At 40.9% G+C, this 23,258-nt stretch carries 24 protein-coding genes; all 24 read left to right on the forward strand.

The genetic code is table 11. The features are described 5' to 3' along the window. The first annotated feature begins 390 nt into the window (after positions 1–390). The 24 genes from Q0K03_RS03785 to Q0K03_RS03900 all read left to right on the forward strand — a co-directional run bounded on the left by Q0K03_RS03785 (position 391) and on the right by Q0K03_RS03900 (position 23,240). Positions 391–1,626 carry a peptidoglycan bridge formation glycyltransferase FemA/FemB family protein gene (locus Q0K03_RS03785; RefSeq protein ID WP_297237892.1) on the forward strand — a complete coding sequence of 412 codons (1,236 nt, stop codon included), beginning with the start codon at positions 391–393 and terminating at the stop codon, positions 1,624–1,626. A gap of 92 nt (positions 1,627–1,718) precedes the next feature. Next, a complete protein-coding gene (gene rpmH / locus Q0K03_RS03790) occupies positions 1,719–1,853 on the forward strand; it encodes a 50S ribosomal protein L34 (protein WP_022790182.1) in 135 nt (44 codons plus the stop codon). Positions 1,854–1,897: 44 nt separating this feature from the next. Beyond that, positions 1,898–2,236 (forward strand): ribonuclease P protein component, encoded by a 339-nt coding sequence (gene rnpA, locus Q0K03_RS03795; protein WP_297237894.1) that lies wholly within the window; start codon positions 1,898–1,900, stop codon positions 2,234–2,236. Between the two features lie 3 nt (positions 2,237–2,239). Continuing rightward, positions 2,240–3,262, forward strand: coding sequence for a YidC/Oxa1 family membrane protein insertase (locus tag Q0K03_RS03800; RefSeq protein ID WP_297237896.1), 1,023 nt, complete (start codon positions 2,240–2,242; stop codon positions 3,260–3,262). Between the two features lie 11 nt (positions 3,263–3,273). After that, positions 3,274–3,900: a R3H domain-containing nucleic acid-binding protein gene (locus tag Q0K03_RS03805; protein WP_297237898.1), complete on the forward strand. Its 627-nt coding sequence runs from the start codon at positions 3,274–3,276 to the stop codon at positions 3,898–3,900. Between the two features lie 39 nt (positions 3,901–3,939). Further along, the gene (pth, locus tag Q0K03_RS03810; protein ID WP_297237900.1) at positions 3,940–4,500 is read left to right on the forward strand and encodes an aminoacyl-tRNA hydrolase; all 561 of its coding nucleotides are present in this window, start codon (positions 3,940–3,942) and stop codon (positions 4,498–4,500) included. Positions 4,501–4,512: 12 nt separating this feature from the next. Then, entirely contained in the window at positions 4,513–7,899 is a 3,387-nt protein-coding gene (gene mfd, locus Q0K03_RS03815; RefSeq protein WP_297237902.1) for a transcription-repair coupling factor, read from the forward strand. After that, positions 7,896–8,162, forward strand: coding sequence for an RNA-binding S4 domain-containing protein (locus Q0K03_RS03820; RefSeq protein WP_297237904.1), 267 nt, complete (start codon positions 7,896–7,898; stop codon positions 8,160–8,162). The genes mfd and Q0K03_RS03820 overlap by 4 nt, the downstream gene beginning before the upstream one ends. Beyond that, positions 8,149–8,568 carry a (deoxy)nucleoside triphosphate pyrophosphohydrolase gene (locus Q0K03_RS03825; RefSeq protein ID WP_297237906.1) on the forward strand — a complete coding sequence of 140 codons (420 nt, stop codon included), beginning with the start codon at positions 8,149–8,151 and terminating at the stop codon, positions 8,566–8,568. Before Q0K03_RS03820 ends, Q0K03_RS03825 begins: the two co-directional genes overlap by 14 nt. Next, positions 8,535–9,743, forward strand: a complete 1,209-nt coding sequence (locus tag Q0K03_RS03830) for an HD domain-containing protein (protein ID WP_297237908.1) — start codon at positions 8,535–8,537, stop codon at positions 9,741–9,743. The genes Q0K03_RS03825 and Q0K03_RS03830 overlap by 34 nt, the downstream gene beginning before the upstream one ends. A gap of 44 nt (positions 9,744–9,787) precedes the next feature. Then, positions 9,788–10,669 carry a YitT family protein gene (locus tag Q0K03_RS03835; RefSeq protein WP_297237910.1) on the forward strand — a complete coding sequence of 294 codons (882 nt, stop codon included), beginning with the start codon at positions 9,788–9,790 and terminating at the stop codon, positions 10,667–10,669. 160 nt (positions 10,670–10,829) lie between these two features. Then, positions 10,830–11,210 carry a DUF1934 family protein gene (locus Q0K03_RS03840; protein ID WP_297237912.1) on the forward strand — a complete coding sequence of 127 codons (381 nt, stop codon included), beginning with the start codon at positions 10,830–10,832 and terminating at the stop codon, positions 11,208–11,210. After that, positions 11,197–12,837, forward strand: coding sequence for an arginine--tRNA ligase (argS, locus tag Q0K03_RS03845; protein WP_297237914.1), 1,641 nt, complete (start codon positions 11,197–11,199; stop codon positions 12,835–12,837). Before Q0K03_RS03840 ends, argS begins: the two co-directional genes overlap by 14 nt. A 26-nt stretch (positions 12,838–12,863) precedes the next feature. Further along, positions 12,864–13,184, forward strand: coding sequence for a DNA-directed RNA polymerase subunit delta (gene rpoE / locus Q0K03_RS03850; RefSeq protein ID WP_297237915.1), 321 nt, complete (start codon positions 12,864–12,866; stop codon positions 13,182–13,184). Positions 13,185–13,313: 129 nt separating this feature from the next. Next, complete coding sequence (locus Q0K03_RS03855) at positions 13,314–14,144, forward strand: ABC transporter permease (RefSeq protein WP_297237917.1); 831 nt, start codon at positions 13,314–13,316, stop codon at positions 14,142–14,144. A 10-nt stretch (positions 14,145–14,154) separates the two neighbouring features. Continuing rightward, complete coding sequence (locus Q0K03_RS03860) at positions 14,155–14,967, forward strand: ABC transporter ATP-binding protein (protein WP_297237918.1); 813 nt, start codon at positions 14,155–14,157, stop codon at positions 14,965–14,967. Position 14,968: 1 nt separating this feature from the next. Further along, positions 14,969–15,361 (forward strand): glycerol-3-phosphate cytidylyltransferase, encoded by a 393-nt coding sequence (gene tagD, locus Q0K03_RS03865; protein ID WP_297237920.1) that lies wholly within the window; start codon positions 14,969–14,971, stop codon positions 15,359–15,361. Continuing rightward, entirely contained in the window at positions 15,354–17,585 is a 2,232-nt protein-coding gene (locus Q0K03_RS03870; protein ID WP_297237922.1) for a bifunctional glycosyltransferase family 2 protein/CDP-glycerol:glycerophosphate glycerophosphotransferase, read from the forward strand. The genes tagD and Q0K03_RS03870 overlap by 8 nt, the downstream gene beginning before the upstream one ends. Before the next feature lie 12 nt (positions 17,586–17,597). Then, on the forward strand, positions 17,598–18,797 hold the full coding sequence (locus Q0K03_RS03875) for a CDP-glycerol glycerophosphotransferase family protein (RefSeq protein ID WP_297237924.1): 1,200 nt from the start codon (positions 17,598–17,600) through the stop codon (positions 18,795–18,797). Then, a complete protein-coding gene (locus Q0K03_RS03880; protein ID WP_297237926.1) occupies positions 18,794–19,876 on the forward strand; it encodes a CDP-glycerol glycerophosphotransferase family protein in 1,083 nt (360 codons plus the stop codon). Before Q0K03_RS03875 ends, Q0K03_RS03880 begins: the two co-directional genes overlap by 4 nt. Before the next feature lie 113 nt (positions 19,877–19,989). Beyond that, positions 19,990–20,688: a 16S rRNA (guanine(527)-N(7))-methyltransferase RsmG gene (gene rsmG / locus Q0K03_RS03885; RefSeq protein ID WP_297237928.1), complete on the forward strand. Its 699-nt coding sequence runs from the start codon at positions 19,990–19,992 to the stop codon at positions 20,686–20,688. Between the two features lie 6 nt (positions 20,689–20,694). Further along, a complete protein-coding gene (locus Q0K03_RS03890) occupies positions 20,695–21,468 on the forward strand; it encodes an AAA family ATPase (protein ID WP_297237930.1) in 774 nt (257 codons plus the stop codon). A 5-nt stretch (positions 21,469–21,473) separates the two neighbouring features. Continuing rightward, positions 21,474–22,343, forward strand: coding sequence for a ParB/RepB/Spo0J family partition protein (locus Q0K03_RS03895; protein ID WP_297237933.1), 870 nt, complete (start codon positions 21,474–21,476; stop codon positions 22,341–22,343). A gap of 114 nt (positions 22,344–22,457) precedes the next feature. Further along, the gene (locus Q0K03_RS03900; protein ID WP_297237935.1) at positions 22,458–23,240 is read left to right on the forward strand and encodes a sugar-binding protein; all 783 of its coding nucleotides are present in this window, start codon (positions 22,458–22,460) and stop codon (positions 23,238–23,240) included. Positions 23,241–23,258: the final 18 nt, after the last annotated feature.

Raw genomic sequence — 23,258 nt, forward strand, 5'->3', positions numbered from 1 at the left:
CTAATTTTACAATTTCATATCCATTATTATACAAAGTGGTTTATCTTTACGATGGACCGCTTTTTCATATACAAAAAATATGGTAGAAATCCCCCAGGTTTTCCCGAAAAGAAAAAACCAAAGTTTTAAACATTGTGGAAAACTGTTGAAAATGGGGAAAAACATTGTGGAAAACTCTGCTTTTTCCTCTCGTTTAAAAAGAAAAGAAATACGATAAATAAAGGGAATATTAGAGTTTTCCCCATTGTTTTAAAAAAATATAAAAAAGAGAGGATCCAAAAAAGGAAAAATTGACAAAAATTGGGGAAAACTTATTTATTTTTGAAAAAAATTGAGATTTTATCCTTGATTGATTAGAATAAATGATGAATAAAAATTGGGGGCATTAAAATGAGTGTATATCAGTTTAAAATCAATATAGATAAAGAAGAGTTTAATCAGTTTGTAGAACATCATCCTTATTGTAACTTGCTTCAAAGTTATCAATGGGCCGATGTAAAAAGCAATTGGGATCATCTTCACACTGGTGTATATAATGAAAAAAATGAATTGGTTGCTGTCGGACTGGTTTTGATCAAAAATCTTCCTTTAGGATTAACGATGTTCTATCTTCCAAGAGGACCAATCTTAGATTACAAGAATTTCAATTTGGTTAAATACTATTTTTCGGAACTGAAACGAATTGCGAAAAAAAGAAAATGTATCTTTATTAAATTTGATCCTTCGATTCATATCAATGATTATAAATCTTATGAATACAACAAGAATCGATATGAAGATACAAATGAATATCTTGATATATTTAAAAGGATAGGAGCTATTCATCATGGATATACGATGAATATTATGGATACTGTTCAGCCAAGGTTTCAATCGGTTGTTTATGATGAAGAAGAGTGGGAAGACCATCTTCCTAAACACACCAAACGTCTGATCAAGGATGCCGATCGAAGAAATGTTAGAATCATAACCGGTCAAAAGGAACTGGTGAAAGAGTTTAGCCGATTGGTGGAATTGACAGAAGAAAGAAAAAATGTTGCCTTAAGAAACGAAACCTATTTTGAACATCTATTAGACTGTTATCCAGATGGAGGAGTGATTTTCTTGGCAATGTGCAATCTGCATGATCTTTTACAGAATGCCCGCAAGAAAAAAGAAGAATTGGAAAAGGAAATCGCCAATACTCCGGAAAACGCAAAGAAAAAATTGAGAAAGCTTCAAGATCAGATAAATTCAACACAAAAAGATATCAAAGAATTCGATGAAATGATGGAAGCGATGGATCATAAAAAAGAAGACATTGCGATTGCGGGTATTTTAAGCATTCAGTTTGGAAACACTTGTGAAATGTTATATGCGGGGATGGATGATCGTTTCAAAAAGTTTATGCCGCAGTATAAACAATATGTTGAAAACTTTAAATGGGCTTTTTCCAGAGGCTGCACATTGGCCAATATGGGAGGCGTAGAAGGCTCTTTGGACGATGGATTGACAAAATTCAAAGATAATTTTAATCCGATGATCAATGAATTTATTGGTGAATTTGATCTTCCGGTCAATAAAATCTTATACAGACCGGCAAGAAAAGCCTATGAAGTGCTAAAAAAACGTAATTTAGGCGAATAATAAGTTGACTTGCCGAGGGTCACTTGATATAATTGTCAAGCAATCTTGTTTGAAACAAAGGAAAATTAAAAAGACTGAGGGGTGGGTCAAAAATGAAAAGAACATATCAGCCAAGTAAGAGAAAACACCAGAAAACACATGGTTTCCGTGCTCGTATGGCAACGGTTGGTGGACGTAACGTACTGGCTCGCAGAAGAGCAAAAGGAAGAAAGGTACTATCCGCATAGAAATCACCAACATGGTGATTTTTTTGTCTTGATAGGGGGTTTTCATGAAGAAAGAATATAGAGTCTGTAAGAACTATGAATTCTCTTCTATTATTGGACAAAAGAAACAAGTGGTTTCCAATTCCTTTGTCTGTTATTTTGAAAAACGGAAAGAGGCACATGCGCGGGTAGGAATCAGCGTAGGGAAAAAATTAGGGAATGCGGTCCAGCGCAATAAAGTGAAGCGTCAGGTTCGCTCCATGATCGATCATCATTTTGATTTTACATGTGATTTTGATTTGATCTTGATCGTGCGTCCCCGTTATAAAAATCAGAACTACTTGGAAAATGAAACCGAATTAAAGACAAACATAGCTCGAATAGAGAAGAGAATAAAGAGGTAGACTATGGCAAATTTTATAAAAGGAAAGACAAAAATACTGTTTCTTTGCCTGTTTGTTCTATTAACGTGTACGGCATGTTCCAGTCCCCGTGCAACGGATGGAAAGACAAAACTCGATGAGATCATCGCATCAGAAGAAGTAACAGTTCGTAAAGATCAGGTCAATATTTCTGAAATTCAGGATAAAGAAATGAAAAAGAAATATAAAGATCTGGCCGATGATGAAGAAATTACGATTGAACCAATGACTTTTGGTGAAGCCTTCAATGATGGATGGTTTGATGGTTTGATCGTATGGCCGTTGGCCCAGATCATCAATAAAATTGCTTCTGTGACCGATGCCGGATGGGGAATCATCTTAACGACGCTGCTGATTCAGATAGTTGTGTTTATATTTACCCGAAAATCGCAGATGTCGGCGCAGCGCATGCAGGAAGTTCAGCCGGAAATGCAGAAGATCCAGGATAAATACCGGGGAAAAACGGACGATCGTTCCCGTATGATGATGGCGCAGGAAACACAAAAGTTGTATCAAAAGTATGATATTCATCCTTTTGGTTCGATCTTAGTGGCGTTTATCCAGCTTCCTATCATGATGGGAGTTTATTATGCGATGATTCGTGCTTCCAGTGTGGTTTATGGTACTTTCATGGGAATTGATTTAGCCCAGACGCCGTTATTTGGATTCCAGAATCTGCAGTGGGCTTATATCATTATTTATATTTTGATGGTGATTTGTTCCATTGTGAGCATGAAGATGCCGCAGTGGTTGAAAAAACGTCAGGATAAAATCGATCATGTCAAGAAAAAGGATTATTTAAATTCTGGAAATTCGACAATGAACACGATGAATACTACCATGTATTTTTCAACAGGTTTGGTTGCGATATTGTATATCAGCTGGCCAATTGCCATGTCTTTTTACTGGCTTGTTTCTTCTTTGACACGTATGATACTGAATGTATTTATGCATATGTCAATCGTAAAACAGGCAAAGGAAAAGAAAAATAAAGGAATCATCAAATAGAGGTAAAAGCCATGGAATTTAAAAGATATACGGAAAAGACATTAGAAGAAGCTTTAAAATCAGCTGCCAGCGATAAAGGAGTCTCTGTCGAAGATCTTCATTACAATGTGCTGGAAGAAAAAAGCGGATTCTTAGGCGTTGGAAAATCAGTAGAAATCGAAGCATACTGTGAAAAAGATGTAGAAGACTTTATTGTCTCTTATATTCAACAGTATTTCGATAATGCGCAATTGGATGGTTCCGTTGAGATCATCAATGACAACGGGTTTTATAAAATCACGGTCAATACTTCAAACAATGCGATCTTGATTGGAAAGGCAGGAAAATCACTGCAGGCCTTTAATCGATTGGTTAAGGCAGCCGTCAGTGCGGCCTTCAAAAAACGTGTGGGCTTGTTGATTGATGTCAATGGATATAAAGAAGACCGTTATGAAAAAATTACCAAGATGGCTGTTCGTGTAGCCAAGGATGTAAGACGTACAAAAATCGATGCGACGTTAGATCCAATGCCGGCGGATGAAAGAAAAGCCATTCATAACGCCTTGGCGAACATGGCCGATATCAGTACTCAGTCGACAGGGGAAGGCGCTTCACGCCGTCTTCAGATCCTATATACACCAGGAAAAGAAGTAGAATAACAAACGGGAGTTTTCCCGTTTTTTTTGAAAGGAGAGGCCATGAAAATTATCATTGGTTTAGGAAATCCCGGAAGAAAATATGAAAATACGCGTCATAATGCGGGATTTATGGTCATGGATGAACTTGCCAAATTATTGAACGTGAGTTTTGATCAGGAAAAGTTTTCTGCATATTTTGCCAAGACAAAATATAAACAGGAAGATGTGATTTTATTAAAACCGACAACATTTATGAACAACAGCGGATTTGCACTAAGACAGTGTCTGGATTTTTATAAAGCCAGCACAAAGGAAGTGTTAGTCATCTATGATGATGTAGACCTTCCGGTAGGAAAGATCCGTCTTCGTCAAAAGGGAAGTGCCGGCGGTCATAACGGAATCAAAAGTATCATTGAATGTATCTTTACCAATGAATTTGACCGGATTCGGGTAGGGGTTGGAAAGGATGCCAATATTCCCATGATCAACTGGGTCCTTTCAAAATTTAAGGAAGAAGAAAAAGAAGATTTAGATCAGGCCGTTATACAAAGTGCCAAAGCGGCACATTATGCGATCACACATTCTTTTATGGATACGATGAATCAGTATAATAAGAAATAGGAAGGGGTCAATTTGAATCCAGCCATTTTTGAACTATTAAAAGACAACCAGGTCGTACACGATATCTTATCGTCCAAAGATTCTATTGGAAATCTGTTTTTGATGGAGGAAGCTCTTGTCCTGGCCACTTCGTTTATTCAGGATCAAAAGACGAAGATCATCGTGAAGAAAAATTCATACGAAGCACAGCAGCTGTATAAACGGCTGACCGGTCTTGTGGACAATGTGCTTCTTTTTGTCATGGAAGAAAGTCTAAGAGTACAGGCTATTGCCAGTTCACCGGAAGATAAAGATGAAATGATCTATACTTTGACCAAGCTGGTCAAAAACGATCAGCCATGTCTGATCGTATGCAATGTGGCCGCCTTGACACGATATCTTCCGGATCCTGCCTTTTTTAAAGAAAATTGTCTGCATGTCCAGGTCGATCAGGAACTGAACATGGATCAGTTGAAGAAACGATTGAATCGAATGGGATATACACATTTGAACTATGTGGATCGCCCCTGCACCTTTGCGTATCGCGGCGGAATCGTGGATATTTATTCTCTGGAACATGAGCATCCGATTCGTATTGAATTTTTTGATAAGGTTGTAGAATCCATTCGATTTTTTGATGAAGAAACACAGCGTACGATCCAAAATATTCAAGAAATTGATTTTGGACCGGCTACCGATCTTTTATTTACCGATGAACAAATTGAATCTATAAAATCGCAGGTCGAAGAAAAACTTCAAAAAGAAATAGGGCGTCTTTCCCTTGTCGAAGATCAGGAAATGCTTCAGGATCATATTGAGGCAGATATGCGAAGTCTGGAAAACTATGAACCGGAAAACATTCTCTACCTGTATTATCCGTATACAAAAGGATTTTCCTTATTGGATTATATCGATGCCCAGATCATTTTCAGTTCTGTAGAAGAAGTCCATCGGTTTTATAAAAAGCTGAATGAAGAAAATATTTCTTATATTCAGGAACGAGTACAGGATCATATCTCCTTGCCTAAATATATGGTCTTCCATGATCTGGATACCTTGTGCCGTGAACATTCCCTTTTGAATTTTCATGAATATTATGATGATCGAAACAAGATCAGTTCTTCGATCTATCCATTGGAAAGAGCGACTCTTCCTTTAGCTCAACAGCTTCAAAATCTCACGTCTTTTGAAAAAGTTTATTTTGCGTTGGAGGAAAATCCATTCAAACAAGTTTTGATGTGCATGAAAGAAAATGAGATCTCTATCGATTATGAAAGAATTGAACCGGAGTTTTATGAAGGTTTCAACATTTCAAAAGTAGCGGTTGTCACTTCCCGGGAATTGTTTGTTCAGGCTCATCATCCTAAACGATATCAGAAGACATTTAAAGAAGGAACGATTCTTGAAAATGTCATGGAACTGGAAAAGAACGATTATGTGGTTCATGAACAGTATGGAATTGGACAGTATTTAGGAATCGTAACACGGGAAAACCAGGGGAAGACTTTGGATTATCTGCATGTCGTCTATCGCGGCGGTGATGAATTGTTTGTTCCTTTGTCGCAGTTTCAGCTTGTGCGAAAATATATTTCTAAAGAAGGAACGGGTGTTAAGCTTTCTCAGTTAGGAACCAATACCTGGCAGAAGACCAAAGAAAAGGTCAACCAGAAAGTGGAAGAGATTGCGGCCCGATTGGTTGAACTGTATGCCCTTCGTAATGAAAATATCGGTTTTGCCTATCCAAAAGACGATGCCCTTCAAAAAGAATTTGAAGACGCCTTTGAATATGAACCGACCGCAGACCAGATCAAAGCGGTGGAAGAAATCAAAAAAGAGATGGAAAAACCAAAACCGATGGATCATCTGTTGTGCGGAGATGTCGGATTTGGAAAGACAGAAGTGGCCATGCGCTGTGCTTTTAAGGCGATTTCCAGTAGTAAACAAGTCGCTTTTCTATGCCCAACCACGATTCTTTCGATGCAGCACTATCAGACCATCAAAGATCGGTTCGAATACACGGGGGCCAATATTGCCCTGGTAAATCGTTTTGTATCTTCCAAAGAGATCCATCAGATCATCAAGGATCTAAAAAAAGGAACGATCGATATTGTCGTGGGTACGCATCGTCTTCTCAATTCAGACTTTCAATATAAAGATCTGGGCCTGCTGGTGATCGATGAAGAACAGCGATTCGGTGTGGAACATAAGGAAAAAATCAAAGAGATGAAGAATTCGATCGATGTTTTATCGTTAAGTGCGACACCGATCCCCAGAACGATGCAGATGTCTTTGATTGGAGTAAGAACGATATCACAGCTCAATACGCCGCCGGCCAAACGGCATCCGATCCAGACCTATATCATGGAAAAAAGAGAAGGCGTGATCAAGGAAATCATTGCCCGTGAACTGGCGAGAGGCGGACAAGTGTTCTATTTGTTCAACCGAATCGAACAGATCTATACGACCGCCAATCATATTTCTCATTTATTTCCGGATGTCAAGGTGGCCGTGGCGCATGGAAAGATGGATAAAGAAACAATCGAAGAAACCATGTTGGATTTTGCGCAGGGAAAATATCAGATCCTTGTGTGCACGACCATCATTGAAACGGGACTGGATATTGCCAACGCGAATACGATCATCATTGAAAATGCGGATAAATTTGGTTTGGCACAGCTTTATCAGATTCGGGGACGTGTAGGACGAAGAGATAAGATTGCCTATTGTTACTTAATGATCCAGCCGAATAAGGAATTAAGCGAAACGGCACAGAAGCGTTTAAAATCCATCAAGGAATTCACTCGTTTAGGAAGCGGCTATAAAATTGCCATGCGAGATCTGACCATCCGGGGAGCGGGAGATCTTTTGGGACCGCAACAGGCCGGCTTTATCGATCAGGTAGGTCTGGATATGTATCTGGAGCTTTTGGGCAATGCGATTTCCCGCCATAAAGGAGAAAAGGTAGAAGAAACCGAGGAGAAAAGAGCTGTTGTTCATCGCGGCGGACACATACCGGAAAAATTCACCGAAAACGATGGCGATAAGCTTTCCATTTATCAACAGGTACGAAAGATCCATACGTATCCGGAGCTGGAAAGTTACCATCAGCGCATCCGGGATCTGTTTGGAAAGATTCCTAAAGAAGTGGAGCAAATCTTCGAACAGCGCTGGCTGGATCTTTTTGTGAATCTGAAAGGAATCGATACCTTAAAAGAAGAAGACAAACAGTTTGTACTGATTTTCGATGAAGAATTTTCATCGACTTGTGATGGGATCAAACTGTTTGAAACGATGAATGATCTAAGTAAAACGATTGGATTGACCTTGAAAAAGAAGAAGATCTATATCACAATACCTAAAAAGAAAAAGAACGATCTTCTCATTCAGACATTGGAAACCATCAAGGAGAACTTTTTATGAGATTGGATAAATATTTAAAGACCGCAAGGATCTTAAAGAGAAGGGAAGCCGCTAAGGAACTGGCGCTGCAGGGAAGGATCTGGGTCAACGAAAGAGTGGCCAAACCTTCTTCGGAAATCAAGATCGGAGATCTTATTCGCATTCGTTTTGGATATCGGCTGTTGGAGATTCGGGTGACAGACATTCAAAAACAAGTGTCCAAACAAAATGCGCAGACTTTATTTGAAATCTTGAAGGAAGAAAAGATCGATGAAGAAGATTGATGTGGTCTGCGGTATCTTGATCCAGAATGAAAAATGTCTGATTGCGAAACGAAAAACCGGAGACTCGGTTGGAAAATTTGAATTTCCCGGTGGAAAAGTTGAAAAAGGGGAAACGCAAAAAGAAGCTTTAATAAGAGAATTGAAGGAAGAATTGAACATTGATGTGGATCAGCTTCACTTTTTGGCAAACAGTATTGATTTCCAAAATGGAAAAGAGATCCATTTAAGCTGCTTCTATGTGTATTCTTCTCAAATCCCAAAACAATGCATCGTCCATTCAGAATTTGTATGGACAACGCCAGAGCATATCTATGACTACGACTTCTTTGAATCGGATCGTAGTCTTGTACAAAAATTAACGGAGAAATGGCCATGTATAAAAAAACCAGCGAAACCAAAGTCTTAAGAGATCCTATCCATGGATATATCCATGTGGACGATCAGGTGATCTGGGACTGCATCAACACAAGAGAATTTCAGCGCCTGCATCGCATCCATCAGCTGGGCGGTGATTTTCAAGTCTATCATACGGCAGAGCATTCGCGCTTTTCCCATAGTTTAGGCGTTTATGAAATTGCCCGGCGTATGATTTCAGAAGTTCGAAGCCTGAAAGAAGCATTGAAGGAAGAAGAAAAGATCCAGGTGCTTTGTGCCGCCTTGCTTCATGATTTGGGACATGGACCGTTTTCTCATTTTTTTGAAACGATCACCCAGGTTTCGCATGAACAAATGACAACGCATCTGATTCTGGATCCCAAAACGGAAGTTCATCAGGCTTTGACCAGAGCCTCTGAAGATCTCCCTGAAAATGTGGCATGGATCCTGATGCATAAACATCCCAATCCGCTTTTATCACAGATCATTTCCAGCCAGCTGGATGCGGATCGAATGGACTTTCTTCTAAGGGATGCTTACGAAACCGGAACAAGTTATGGAACCTTTGATCTGGAAAGAGTGTTAAGAACACTTCGTGTGAAAGAAAACCGTTTATGCATCAAAGAAAGCGGCATGCATTCGATCGAAGACTATATCATGGCTCGTTATCATATGTACTGGCAGGTTTATCTTCATCCCGATGCCAAAAGCTATGAACTCTTGATCCAGCTTTTCTTTAAACGCTATCGTAAGATCGTGGATCAAATCGAACCCATTGAGATCTTTTCTTGTTTATTGAAAGAAAGAATGACCAGCGAAGAATTCATTTTGATGGATGAATATCGTATGATGGTGGGATTTCAGGAAGCGCTAAAATCGAAAGATCCCATCTTGAAAGATCTGGCAACAAGGATCCTGGACCGGCATTTATTTGGCTGGATCGAAGATCCCACTCCGGTTCAGGAACAGGAAAAGAAAAAAGAACTGATCCAGAGAGGACTGGATCTGGAGTATTACTACTATGAAGAAACCAGTTCTTCCAAAGCGTATCTTCCGTATCAGGAACAAGATCAAAGACAGACCATATGGATCCTGACCCCTAAAGATCAGCTGGAACCTCTTTCTTATTCTTCCCAGATCGTAAAGGCGCTTTTGAAGATGCCGGATCGAACCAAAAAACGGATCTATTTTGCGAAAAACGGTTGAAAAACACCTGAAAAAAGAATAACCTAGTAAATGGTTTAAAGCGTATGTTTCGACAAATCAGAGAATTAGAAAAACATAGAAAGATCCATTTGATTCTATCCATCATCATGATCGTGATCAGTGCCTTGGCACAATGTTACATCATGCAGGTGTTCATGGATCCAAGCAATCTGTTATCGGGAGGATTTACCGGTGTTTCGATCTTATTAAATAAGATCCTGGGACTGGTAGGATTGAATTTTCCTATTTCTGCGGGCATTATTTTATTGAATCTTCCGGCAGCTATTCTGTGTTATAAACAGCTTTCCAAACGTTTTACTTTCTTAAGCTGTCTGCAGTTTGGACTGGTTTCCTTATTTTTGGAGATCTTCCAATTTGATCCTTTTATCGATGACCGAACATTGAACGTACTCTTTGGAGGCTTGTTATGGGGATTCTCCATTGCCATGGCTTTAAGAGCTGGCGGATCGACAGGAGGAACCGACTTTATTGCGCAGTATGTATCCAATAAGATCCATAAAGGAATCTGGGATTATATCTTCTGTGTAAACTGTTTTATGCTGGTGATCTTTGGTGCCCTTTTTGGCTGGGTCTATGCCGGATATTCGATCGTATTCCAGTTTTTAAGCACAAAAGCCATTTCCAGTTTGTATCAGCGCTATAAACAGATCACCCTGGAAATCATCACCAAGGATCCCGAACCCATTATCGAAACCTTTATGGAAACCTGTCATCACGGGATGAGCATCTTTGAAGGGTATGGCGGTTTCAGCCACAGCAAGATCTATGTCTGCAAGGCGGTCGTGAGCACCTATGAAGTCCAGGATGTGATCTATAATGTTCAGCAGACCGATCCGGCTGTGATCATCAATACGTATCATACGGCGAACTTCTACGGCCGTTTCTATCAGAAACCATTGGATTAAGACAAAGAGTGTTATTGAACCCAAAGTGGTCAATGACACTCTTTTTTCAATAAAGATGTCCATAAAAAAGGAATCCGAAGGACAAAGAAACCGGAAGAAAAATTTATGTTTTTATTTTTTTATTTCCATTTCTTAGTTTTTGTGATATATTTCTAGCGCTATGTCATTACAGGTGGAGCTCAAGGACAAAAAAGATCATCAGATCATCTATGCCGGACAGGCTCAGTATCAGATGACATCCAATGGACGCATCTATACTTTTGGAAGTCGTGATCATACCTTTGTATGGAAGGTCTATGAAGACACACTTTTGATTGACAGCATTTCTCAGGCGCATGTGCATCTGGTGCTTAGAAAAGAGAAAAAAACCAAAGGGTGGATCGAAACGGAATTTGGAAGGATCGATCTTGACTGTATGACAATTGCATATCGGGTGGAAAACGAAAGAATCGAAGTGCAGTACGAACTGGATATGGATTCCGAAAAACAGATCTTTCATTTCCAGTTGAAAATAAAGGGGGCAGACTATGCAATCCATTGAAATCGAATTGAAAAAGGCAATCCAGAAAGCGGTGGCCAAGGCTTTTGATGAAACCATCGAATTGGATAAGATCCTGATTGAGATCCCAAAGAATAAAGACCATGGCGATTTTTCAACCAATGCCGCCATGCAGCTGACAAAGATCTTAAGACAAAATCCACGTCTGATTGCACAGAAGATCATAGACAACTTTGATTGGGAATCTTGTTCGGTTTCCCATATCGAAATTGCCGGACCGGGATTTATCAACTTTACTTTATCGAAAGACCGTTATTCTCAGGTCATTCAGGAAATACTCGAGAAAAAAGAAGCGTATGGTACGCAAAAAGCCAATGGGATCAAGGTCAATCTGGAGTATGTCAGTGCCAATCCGACAGGTTCCTTGCATTTAGGCCATGCCCGTGGGGCCGCCTGGGGAGACAGCTGTGCCCGGATCATGAAAAAAGCCGGCTACGATGTGACTCGGGAATACTATGTCAACGATGCCGGAAATCAGATCACCAATCTGGCACTGTCGCTTAATGCTCGTTACCGTCAGGCGCATGGTATTGAGACTGAAATTGGTCAGGACGGTTATTTGGGAGAAGATGTACGTCAGAAAGGTTATGAACTGGCTAAGGAATATCCAGAAACATATTTGGAACCTACACCGGAAAACCTTGATTTTTTCCGTAAGGAAGGAATTGCCTTTGAATTGGATAAGATCAAAAAAGACTTAAAAGAATATCGGGTAGAATTTGATGTATGGTCCAGTGAACAGGCCATCCGCGATGCGCATAAAGTCGAAGAGGCTTTGCAGGTGTTAGCGGATAAAGGATATACCTATCGCAAAGATGGAGCCTTATGGTTTGAAACAACGCGTTTTGGAGATGACAAAGACCGGGTGCTGGAAAAAACGGATGGATCGTATACGTATCTGGTTCCGGATATTGCGTATCATAATGATAAATTCCAGCGTGGCTACGATCAGCTGGTCGATTTCTTCGGCGCCGATCACCATGGCTATATTACTCGTCTTAAAGGAAGCATGACGGCATTAGGCAACGATGCCGACAAGCTTTCTGTCGATATCATACAGATGGTTCGTCTGGTTTCCAACGGCGAAGAAGTGAAGATGTCGAAGCGTTTAGGCAATGCGACAACGATATCGGAACTGGTTCAAAGCGTTGGGGTGGATGCGGCTCGTTACTTCTTTGTGCAGCGGGCATTGGATTCTCATTTGGATTTCGATATTGAACTGGCCAAGAAAAAATCCAATGACAATCCGGTTTATTATGCACAATACGCCCATGCCCGTATGTGTTCGATCCAGAAACAGGCCAAAGACATTCCATTGGCCGATCACTTTGAGAAGCTGAATCATGAAAAAGAGATCGAATTAATGAAAACACTTCAGGAATTCAACAAGGTGATCCAGGAAACCGCAAGAACACGGCAAGTGCATAAGATCTGTCATTATATCCAGAATCTGGCCGGCCGGTTCCATAGTTTCTATAATGCCTGCAAGGTGCTGGATGAAAATGATATCGAATTGAGTTCGCAGCGTTTGACCTTAGTCAAAGCGACGCAGATCGTTTTGGCCAATGCGTTAGACTGCATTGGGGTAGAAGCTGTCGAATCTATGTAAGGTTTTAAAGGAGATTTTTAAGTATTATGAAACAATCGATGACCGATGTTGCTTATCAGCTATTAAAAGAAAATCAGAAGACAATGCCGTTTATTGAACTTTGGACACTTGTCTCGAAAGAAATGGGCTTTAACGAAAGTCAGTTTGATGACAATATTGCTCAGTTTTACACTGACTTGTCTATCGATGGACGATTCTTCAATATGGCTGGAAATATGTGGGATCTAAGAAGCCGCCATACTTTTTCGGAAAGTGTGATGGATACCGATTCGATCGCAATCGATGAAGACTCGGACGAGGAAGAAGCCGAAGAAACGATCGACTTGGAAGAAGAAAAAGAAGAATAGTCATTTTTTATTCACAACACTTTGGTAAAATCCGGGTGAAAGGAGTAGAATGCGCCTAAAGAGCTTGCCGAAAGGCAGGCTCTTTACTTAAATTAGAGAATAGAATACAATGAGAACCGAGGAAAACGCATGATAAAAAGTATACGATACGTTTTAAAAGAAAACTTTTCGAATCTGTTTCGAATCTATTCCATTGCGAAATATGAATTGTTGGCGGATATGCGCGATTCCAAGTTTGGTATCTTTTGGAATTTTGCCTCTCCTGCGATCCAGGTCTTTACCTACTGGCTGATTTTCGGGGTGGCATGGAGCCGCAAGCCCATTGAAGTCAATGGGATCGTGGTCTCTTATCTGCCGTGGCTGGTCGTAGGGTATGCCATATGGTGGTTCATTCAGCCTTGTATCCAGAAAGGCTGCAGTGCGATCTTTTCAAAGACCAACGTGATCACCAAGATGAAATTTCCCGTTTCTGTGCTTCCCGCTACGATTGTCTGTAAAGAGCTGTTCAATCACGGATGCATGCTGATCATCGCGTTTGTGACTTTGTTTTTATGCGGGTATACACCAGGGTTGAACTGGCTTTGGATTCTGTATTATTTGTTTTGTGCTTTTGCGTTTGCGGAAAGTGTATCTTTGATCCTTTCGGTTTTGACGATGCTGTGGCGCGATGTGAAAAAGCTGGTGACTTCACTGATTCGTATGTTTATGTATTTTTCACCGGTGATCTGGGAGTGCTCCTTTAACAGTTCGGTTCCTTTTTACGAAGTTTTGAACTATATCATGAAACTCAATCCTGTCTATTATATTATTCAGGGATATAGGGAAGCGATCTTTTATGGCCGCAGTGTTTTGGATCATCCGATGTATACGTTATATTTCTGGCTGGTTGTATTGGTTTTATTTGCAATCGGCTGTGGATTGATGTATAAATTCAAAAAGAAATTTATTGATTTGATCTAGAGGTGTCAAAATGGAAACTGCAGTAAAAGTAGATCATATATCCAAGATCTATCAATTAAAGAATAAAGACAATCCCCATAAGGCCAGCCAACGGTTTTATGCTTTAAAGGATCTTTCGTTTACGATCGAAAAGGGCGATGTCGTCGGCATCCTGGGAACCAATGGATCGGGAAAATCGACCTTGTCTTTGATCCTGGCCGGCATCAGTGATATCGATCAGGGAAGCCTGGAGATCCATGGGGAACAGTCACTGATTGCCATCAATACGGGGCTGAACATGCAGCTGACTGGAGAAGAAAACATCAAGGTCAAGGGGGCTTTGTTGGGATTGAAGAAAAAAGAGATCCAGAGAATCACGCAAAGTGTCATTGATTTTGCGGAACTGGATGATTTTCTTTATCAGCCGGTCAAAAAATATTCCAGCGGAATGAAATCGCGTTTAGGGTTTTCGATTTCTCTGGCCCTGGATCCAGATATTTTTATTGTCGATGAAGCTTTATCGGTTGGCGATAAAGGATTTGCGAAAAAATGTATGGACCGTATGATGGAATTAAGAGACAATGAAGGAAAGACAATATTCTTTGTCTCGCATTCCATGAGCCAGGTGCGCAAGTTTTGTAAGACCGGATTGTGGATCGAAGGCGGGCAGCTTCAGGAAATCGGGGATATCAAAACGGTATGCGATCATTATGAAGCGTATGTCAACCAGCTCAATGAAATGGATCCCAAGGAAAAGAAAAAGTATTTAAATCAGAAGTTTAAGAAAAGAGTTTTACCGCAAACCAAAAAAGGTTTCTTTTCTAAACTGACAGGAGGACTATAACATGAAAACTGTGATCACTTATGGAACGTATGATTTATTTCATATCGGACATTTGAATCTTTTAAAAAGAGCGAAAGCGTTAGGCGATTATTTGATCGTTGCCGTCAGCAGCGACGAATTCAACAAAGGAAAAGGAAAAGTTTGTCAGATCAAGGATACCGATCGTATGCAGATCGTAGAAGCGATTCGCTATGTTGATAAAGTGATCCCGGAAACAAGCTGGGAACAAAAGATCGAAGATGTGAAAAAGTACAATGTGGATGTGTTTGTCATGGGCGATGACTGGAAAGGGAAGTTTGATTTCCTGAAAGATTACTGTGAAGTCGTTTATTTGCCTCGAACAGAAGGAATCTCGACCACACAGCTGAAAGAGGAATTAAAGGGCGATGAGTAAATTTACTGTTGTGATTCCCTTTCATGACTATGCACATTATTTAAGGGAATGCCTGCAATCTTTAAGAGATTCACGCTGTCATGATTTTGATGTTTTGATCGTACTGGATCATCCATCTTGCGATGTGGACGATTTGATCGATTCTTATTCCGATCTTTCGATACAAGTTTGTTCTTCTTTGGAGAAAACGGGTGTAGCATCTTGCCGTAATATCGGGATAGAAAAGGCACAGAGTCCGTATATCTATTTTTTAGACAGCGATGACTATGTGCTGGAAGATACGTTTTCGCATTTGATTTCCCATTTAGATCATCAGGATATGGTCTACGGAACGATTCATAACACCTGGAACAACAAGGCCAATTTTTTAGATAAGCTTTCAAAAAAAGAAATCGATTCCGATGATTTGTTGGAAAAAGAACAGATTCGCCAGGAAAAGATCCAGGATCATATGGAAAAGTTTTCCGCCGTGGACCCTGAAAAAATGAAGGCCATTTATCATACGATGATAAAGCGTCAGGGATTACAGACTGTCAGCGCGTTATCGTGCCTTTACCGAAAGGACTTTTTATTGGAGAATGCAATCTTTTTTGAAGAAGATCTTCGTTATTTCAGTGATCAGCTTTTTTTATCCAAAGTGTTGGAAAAGGCATCTTCCTTTTTGTATGAAGAAGAGGCCTGTTACATTAAGCGCAAACACAACGATCCCATCAATGAACCAAGCCTGAACCAGGAAGAAAACGATCAGCGGTTTTATGAGCGATGCGATATGATCGAAAGAGCACGGTCTGAATTGGATGCACAGGGACCGGTCCGGTATTATCTGGATAAAAAGATGATTCGTTATTTCTGTCAGACAATGACAAAACATATTCGCCGTTCTCCGGAAGACAAATGGCGGAAAGAATATTTTGTGTGTATGCAGAAGACTTTGGAAGACAGTGATCCCCGGGTCCTGGACGATTTGAAAAAGAAAAGCCGCCGTTTGGTGGCACCGATGCTTCTGGGCGATCTTAAAGGGGTACAGAAAGCGATCCGTTATGATTTCGGAAAAACAAAACTTAAAAATATTTTTAGAAACAAAAATATGAACACGCTGTACAAACTGGCGTATTATCATCGTTATCTAAAGCTTCCGATCAAGGAAAACGTCGTTCTTTTTGAAACGTTCATGGCTAAGAACTATTCGGATTCGCCAAAATATATCTATGAGGCATTGAACCGCATGTATCCGGGCAAATACGAATGTGTCTGGGCAATCAATGGAAAACATGAAATTCCTTATGGGGCCAAAACCGTCAAACGGTTTTCTTTTCAGTACGCTTATTATCTTGCCGTCAGTAAATATCTTGTCTTTAATGTCCGGCAGCCTTTGTGGTATCGGAAAAGAGAAGGACAAATCTTTCTGGAGACATGGCATGGCACACCGCTGAAGCGTCTTGTCTTTGACCAGGAAGAAGTGACAAGTGCTTCGCCGAAATACAAAGAACAGTTTTATAAACAGCGGAAGGAATGGGACTATCTGGTCAGCGCCAATCCATTTTCTTCAAAGACGTTCCGAAGCTGTTTTATGTACGAAGGAAAGATGCTGGAATATGGATATCCGCGAAACGATATCTTATATGCCCCGAATAAAGAAGAACTTTCGCTCCAGATCAAAAAGAAGCTGGGGATCCCGCTTGATAAAAAGACGATACTTTATGCACCGACGTGGCGGGATGATGAACACTATGGCAAAGGGGAATATAAATTTACGCTGGCCCTGGATCTTCAGAAGATGAAGACCATGCTTCAAAAAGAGTATGTGCTCTTATTAAGAACCCATCATTATATTGCCGACAAGATCGATACGACCGGCTTGGAGGGCTTTGCCTACAATCTGAGCAATTATGACGATATTTCAGAGATCTATTTGATTACGGATATCTGTATTACCGATTATTCCAGTGTATTCTTTGATTATGCGAATTTAAAACGTCCGATCCTGTTTTATACGTATGACATTGAAAAATATAAAAATCAGCTTCGGGGATTCTATATCGATATGAATACCGAGGTGCCGGGCCCTCTGTTGTATACAAGCGAAGAAGTGATCGATGCGATCCTTCATATCGGTATGATCCAAAAGCGTTACCAGAAACGGTATGATGCATTTTATGATCGGTTCTGTTGTTTCGATGACGGAGCTGCCAGTGAAAATATCGTCAAAGAAGTTTTTGACTAGGAAGGAGATTATATGGCCATCTTACGAATCTTGAAAAAGTGGGCTGGAAAACTGATTCGAATCGTTTATCGATGTGTTTACCGCTGGATTTCAATCGATGATAAGCTGGTCATTTTTATTTCGTTTCACGGCCGGGGGTATTCCGATAATCCCAGAGCCATCTATGAACAGATGATTCGTGATCCGCGATGGAAAGATCATCGTTTTATCTGGTTTATCAAACATCATAAAAAGAAGGGACTGAACATTCCTGGAGCACAGATCAAAGAATATTTCAGTCTTCCTTATTTCTACTATATGTCCAAAGCGAAAGTGTGGGTCGTAAACTGTAAGCTTCCTATTTATATTTGTAAAAAAGAGGAGCAGTATTATCTTCAGACCTGGCATGGAACGCCTTTAAAAAGGCTGGCCCACGATATCGATGTCAGCGAAGATACGACATTCTATCGTTCAGCGGTCACGTTTGAACAAATGTGCCACAGCTACGATGTCGATGTAGCGCGTTATAACTGGATGATTTCACCCAACGCCTTTTGTACATCGGTGTTTCCGCACGCCTTTGGCATCGATCCTAAAAAACTGATCGAGACCGGTTATCCGCGAAACGATTTTATTTCCAATGTCACCCGGGAAGAAGTAGAGGCCATCAAAGACCGTCTTCACCTTCCGAAAGATAAAAAAGTGATCCTGTATGCACCGACATGGAGAGATGATTCCTATGTCAGCGCCGGATACACGTTTGAATTAAAGGCCGATTTCCATCTTTGGAAAGACATCCTGCAAGAGGAATACATTCTGCTTTTTAAACCGCATTATCTGATCATCAACAGGTATAAGGACGATCCTTCATTGAAGGGATTCTTATTTACGATCCCGGCCGAGGCGGAAATCAATGAATTGTATGTGATCAGCGATGTTTTGATCACCGATTATTCCAGTGTATTCTTTGATTATGCGATCTTAAAACGCCCGATCTATTTCTACATGTACGATTTGGAGACGTATGCCAGTGATCTCAGAGGATTTTATCTGGATATCACCAAAGAACTTCCCGGAAAGATCTATAAAGATGAAAAGGTTTTGTGTGAAGAGATCAAAGCGGGGATCTATGATACTTCCTGTTTGGAGGCCTTCCGTTCCCGTTTCAACAATCTGGATGACGGCAAAGCCTCAAAACGCGTTGTGGATCTGTTAAGTGAGGAATGTTTATGATCCTGGAAAAGTTCATTTTAAATCTTGTTCTGGGGTTCTTGAATGGCATCACTTTCTTTGTCAAAGTTCGCTCGAATCGAATCACGTTTATCAGTATGACCAATAATCATCTGACCAGCGATTTTCAAAAAATCGATCAAGCGTTACAAAAAGAAGGAATCTATGATATCCATTACAATCTGATGAAGATCCATAAAAGTGTGAAAGGATATTTTCTTTATTTCATCAATCTGTGCAGCCAGCTGGTCCAGATCAAACAGAGCGCTCTGGTGATCTTAAACGATAACAATTATATCGTTTCTAAATTCAAACCGAAAAAGACCAAGGTTTTGCAGGTATGGCATGCGACGGGAGCCATCAAAAAATTTGGCAACCAGATCCAGAGATCGTATGCGATTTCCGGATACGATGCGATCCTATGCAGCGCGCCTTACTGGAAACCTGTCTATGCCCAGGCTTTTGGTGTTGCCGAAGACAAGGTCAAAGTGACCGGAATGCCAAGAATCGACATTTTGCTCAAAGACACACATAAAGAGGAATTCTTTAAAAAACATCCGGAATGCCGGCATAAAAAATGCATCCTGTACGCACCGACCTTTCGGGGCAATATGGTCCATGGATTGAAACAAACAAGTTTTGACATCAAGGCGGTGTTGGATAAACTGGGTGAAGAGGTCTGTATCCTCTATAAATTTCATCCGCTGCTTCCAGATATTCAGATCGAGCATCAGAGAGCCATCGATGTACACGATGAAGATCTGTATACTTTGATGCATGTCAGCGATGCTTTAGTCAGCGACTATTCCAGTGTGATCCTGGATTATTCTTTATTGAGAAAACCGATGGTCGCCTATATCGATGATCTGGAAGAGTATTCTTCTTCTGTGGGATTAAACATCGATTACACAAAAGAATTTCCAGGACTGATCTGTTATGACCAAAAAACGTTGGTGCAAGCTTTGTCGAATCTGAAAATGGATGAAAGATTGGATGAATTTCAGAAAAAGTATATTGTTCATAACGATGGAGAAAACACCAGCCGGGTGATCCGAGTGATCCATGAAATGATGAATTCGTAGACGAGAAGTTCTCGTCTTTTTTGTTTTGACATAAATCATGTCAATTTCGGAGGTAGTCTGTCTCTAGGAATCAAAAATGATCTTTGATATAATGACTCATATGGAGAAATAGAATGAATCAGAAAACATTTATAGAAGCCTGTCGATCCCATGGGATCGATATGAACGATGAAAAAATCAAAAAATATGAACGATATATGGAACTTCTTTTGGAATGGAATCAGAAAATGAATCTGACAGCCATCACCAATCCGGAAGAGATCTGGGAAAAACATTTTCTGGATTCGATCCTTCCTTTTCAGGGACTTCCGTTTCAGACGTTCTGTGATGTAGGAAGCGGTGCCGGTTTTCCGTGCATCCCGTTAAAGATCGCTTTTGATTCTGTGGAATGCACAATGATCGAACCGTTACAGAAACGATGCCGTTTTCTGGAACATGTGATCCAGGAATTGGGGTTGAAAAACATCCGCGTCATCAATGCCCGGGCCGAAGATTATGCCAAAGATCACCGGGAACTCTTTGACTGTGTCAGTGCCAGAGCGGTGGCCAGATTGAATATCTTGTTGGAGCTGTGCGCACCATTATGCAAAGTGGAAGGGAAGCTGATCTTCTTAAAAGGAAAAAGCGGTATGGAAGAACTGAAGGAGGCCCAAAAGGCACTGGATGTACTGGATCTTCAGTTTGAAAAGAAAGAGATCGCAAAAATCGAAGAAGCGGAGCATATCAATCTGTATTTTACGAAGAAAAAGAAGACTTCTTTGAAATACCCTAGAAATTACGGGCAAATCAAAAAGAAACCGATAGGAGGTTAAAGGAGCATGTCAAAAGTTATCGCAATATCCAATCAAAAGGGTGGCGTAGGAAAAACAACGACGGCAATCAATTTAAGCAGCGGTCTTTCCTATATGGGCAAGAAGGTCTTGTTGATCGATCTGGATGCTCAGGGAAATGCCAGTCAGGGACTGCAGGCGATATCCCATCGAGGGCAGAAGACCATCTATAACGTGATGTTGGAGAATGCACCGATCGAAGAAGTGATCGTGCATAAAACGGAACCCCATATTGATATCGTACCTGCCAATATCACTTTGGCAGGAGCGGATCTGGAACTGGATAAGATTGGAAATGGAAAAGAACAAGTCTTGAAAAACAGTTTAAAAGCTGTTCGCGACCAGTATGATTATGTGATCATAGATTGTCCGCCCAGCTTAGGTATTTTGAATACGAATGCCTTAACTGCCGCGGACAGTGTATTGATTCCGGTGCAGTGTGAATATTATGCGCTGGAAGGGGTTACCCAGCTGTTGTTGACGATTCGTCTGGTTCAGCAGTTGTACAATCCGGATCTAAGAATCGAAGGCATCCTGATGACGATGTTCAATATTACCACTAAACTCAGCGTGGAAGTATCGCAGGACGTTCGTCAGAATTTTGGAAAACAGGTTTATCAGACAAACATTCCCAGAAATGTCAAACTTTCCGAAGCGCCTTCTCGAGGAGTTTCGATCTTTGAATATGACATTTCCAGCGCCGGGGCGAAAGCTTACGGTGAATTGACTCGTGAATTCTTAAGGAGAAATGAGGGGAGGTAGATCTCATGGACAACAATCGTTTAGGGAAGGGACTCAATCAGCTTTTTGGACAGGACATATCTAAAGTACTGGATGAGATCCAGAATGGAGACGTCCACACGGAATCACAGGAACAAACCAAGATCCAGGTGGATGCGATTCGTCCCAATCCTTATCAGCCGCGTAAAGTCTTTGATGACGATGCGCTTCAGGAACTAAGTCAGAGTATACGTCAACATGGTGTCTTTACGCCGATCCTGGTGAAGAAAAGTGTTCAGGGATACGATCTGATTGCAGGTGAAAGACGACTTAGAGCCAGCAAGCTTGCCGGTCTTAAAGAGATCCCGGCCATTGTGGTGAATTTCAGCGATCAGGAAATGATGGAGATCGCATTATTGGAAAACATCCAGCGAGAAGATCTAAACGTGATCGAAGAAGCCAAGGCTTATGAACAGCTGATGCACCGTTTGAACTATACACAGGAACAATTGGCCAATCGGGTCGGAAAATCTCGTGAACATATTACGAATACGCTGCGTTTACTGAAACTGCCGGTCGATGTACAGGATCTTGTGGTCTCCAGACAGCTGACGATGGGGCACGTTCGAGCCCTTCTCGGTTTAAAAAGTGAAGACGATATGCGAAAGATTGCCAAACAGGCCATTGAACAAGGTCTTTCGGTTCGTAAAGTGGAACAGCTGGTCAAGGATAAGACCATCAAAAAAGAAGAAACCAGACCGGAACAGGATCCGTATATCCTGGATGCGAAAATCAAGCTGGAAGAGTACTTCCAGACGTCAGTCAATATCACATCGCATGCGGTATCGATTCATTACGAAGATATCAATGATCTCAATCGTTTATTAGAACTGTTAGGGTTGATCGAGGAAGCGTAAGCTTCCTTTTTTTGGTGTCCAAACTGGTCGGTTTTCTGTACTTTTTCACATCGATAATCCTCGTCTTCTCTTTTATAATGAAAGTAGAAATAACCATAAAAGGAGGCAGATCATATGAAAAAATTATCAAAATTTATTGTGGGAATCGGTGTTGTTTTGGCCATGGCAGGATGCAGCACTTCTACACAGACAGAGACGGATTCAACATCCAATGTTGCCTTCAATGAAGCGACAACGCCTCATTACGATGTCGTAAAAAGAGATGCCCAGGCAAAGGTCGATGGAACCTTGGATGAAGAAGTTTGGGAAAATGTTCCGGATATTTCCGGTGGTTTCCACTATCCTTGGGAAGCCATCGAAGCTCCGTTTACGGAATTTAAAGGGTATCATGACGGAACGGATTTCTATTTCAGTTTTACCGTAGTTGATGAAGATGTATTGGTGGATGAAGACTGGAAAGAAGACGAAAGTACCGTGGATAACGAGGACCGTGTAGAATTGTTCTTTGCCGGCGGTGCCATCGACAAACCGGCAACAGACGGTATGCCGCTGTATTATGGATTGGAAATCGATCCAAAAGGCCGGGTTCATGATTATTCCATTGAATACTATCGTCATTTTGACAGCGAATGGAACATGGAAGGCTTGGAAACCGCAGCGGTACAGACAGAGGATGGCTATGTGGTAGAAGGTAAGGTTCCATTAAAATCTCTGGAAGATCTGAAACTGATCACAAACAATGTAATGCGTGCCGGCGTCTATCGTGCTGAATTCTCAACACCGGCCGAAGGTGAAGAAACACCAGTAATGCAGTGGATCTCCTGGGTTGATCCAAAGACTCCGGGTGCTGACTATCATGTAGATTCTTCATTTGGTGAATTTAGATTCCTTCAATAACAAAAATCAGGACGGTAT

This window comes from uncultured Faecalicoccus sp. (assembly GCF_944327125.1).
Taxonomy (GTDB): domain Bacteria; phylum Bacillota_I; class Bacilli_A; order Erysipelotrichales; family Erysipelotrichaceae; genus Faecalicoccus.

Excerpts from the sequence above, each read along its gene's own strand:
- Q0K03_RS03785 (WP_297237892.1), top strand. The coding sequence starts at position 391 with ATGAGTGTATATCAGTTTAAAATCAATATAGATAAAGAAGAGTTTAAT.
- rpmH (WP_022790182.1), top strand. The coding sequence starts at position 1,719 with ATGAAAAGAACATATCAGCCAAGTAAGAGAAAACACCAGAAAACACAT.
- rnpA (WP_297237894.1), top strand. The coding sequence starts at position 1,898 with ATGAAGAAAGAATATAGAGTCTGTAAGAACTATGAATTCTCTTCTATT.
- Q0K03_RS03800 (WP_297237896.1), top strand. The coding sequence starts at position 2,240 with ATGGCAAATTTTATAAAAGGAAAGACAAAAATACTGTTTCTTTGCCTG.
- Q0K03_RS03805 (WP_297237898.1), top strand. The coding sequence starts at position 3,274 with ATGGAATTTAAAAGATATACGGAAAAGACATTAGAAGAAGCTTTAAAA.
- pth (WP_297237900.1), top strand. The coding sequence starts at position 3,940 with ATGAAAATTATCATTGGTTTAGGAAATCCCGGAAGAAAATATGAAAAT.
- Q0K03_RS03820 (WP_297237904.1), top strand. The coding sequence starts at position 7,896 with ATGAGATTGGATAAATATTTAAAGACCGCAAGGATCTTAAAGAGAAGG.
- Q0K03_RS03825 (WP_297237906.1), top strand. The coding sequence starts at position 8,149 with ATGAAGAAGATTGATGTGGTCTGCGGTATCTTGATCCAGAATGAAAAA.
- Q0K03_RS03830 (WP_297237908.1), top strand. The coding sequence starts at position 8,535 with ATGTATAAAAAAACCAGCGAAACCAAAGTCTTAAGAGATCCTATCCAT.
- Q0K03_RS03835 (WP_297237910.1), top strand. The coding sequence starts at position 9,788 with ATGTTTCGACAAATCAGAGAATTAGAAAAACATAGAAAGATCCATTTG.
- Q0K03_RS03840 (WP_297237912.1), top strand. The coding sequence starts at position 10,830 with ATGTCATTACAGGTGGAGCTCAAGGACAAAAAAGATCATCAGATCATC.
- argS (WP_297237914.1), top strand. The coding sequence starts at position 11,197 with ATGCAATCCATTGAAATCGAATTGAAAAAGGCAATCCAGAAAGCGGTG.
- rpoE (WP_297237915.1), top strand. The coding sequence starts at position 12,864 with ATGAAACAATCGATGACCGATGTTGCTTATCAGCTATTAAAAGAAAAT.
- Q0K03_RS03855 (WP_297237917.1), top strand. The coding sequence starts at position 13,314 with ATGATAAAAAGTATACGATACGTTTTAAAAGAAAACTTTTCGAATCTG.
- Q0K03_RS03860 (WP_297237918.1), top strand. The coding sequence starts at position 14,155 with ATGGAAACTGCAGTAAAAGTAGATCATATATCCAAGATCTATCAATTA.
- tagD (WP_297237920.1), top strand. The coding sequence starts at position 14,969 with ATGAAAACTGTGATCACTTATGGAACGTATGATTTATTTCATATCGGA.
- Q0K03_RS03870 (WP_297237922.1), top strand. The coding sequence starts at position 15,354 with ATGAGTAAATTTACTGTTGTGATTCCCTTTCATGACTATGCACATTAT.
- Q0K03_RS03875 (WP_297237924.1), top strand. The coding sequence starts at position 17,598 with ATGGCCATCTTACGAATCTTGAAAAAGTGGGCTGGAAAACTGATTCGA.
- Q0K03_RS03880 (WP_297237926.1), top strand. The coding sequence starts at position 18,794 with ATGATCCTGGAAAAGTTCATTTTAAATCTTGTTCTGGGGTTCTTGAAT.
- rsmG (WP_297237928.1), top strand. The coding sequence starts at position 19,990 with ATGAATCAGAAAACATTTATAGAAGCCTGTCGATCCCATGGGATCGAT.
- Q0K03_RS03890 (WP_297237930.1), top strand. The coding sequence starts at position 20,695 with ATGTCAAAAGTTATCGCAATATCCAATCAAAAGGGTGGCGTAGGAAAA.
- Q0K03_RS03895 (WP_297237933.1), top strand. The coding sequence starts at position 21,474 with ATGGACAACAATCGTTTAGGGAAGGGACTCAATCAGCTTTTTGGACAG.
- Q0K03_RS03900 (WP_297237935.1), top strand. The coding sequence starts at position 22,458 with ATGAAAAAATTATCAAAATTTATTGTGGGAATCGGTGTTGTTTTGGCC.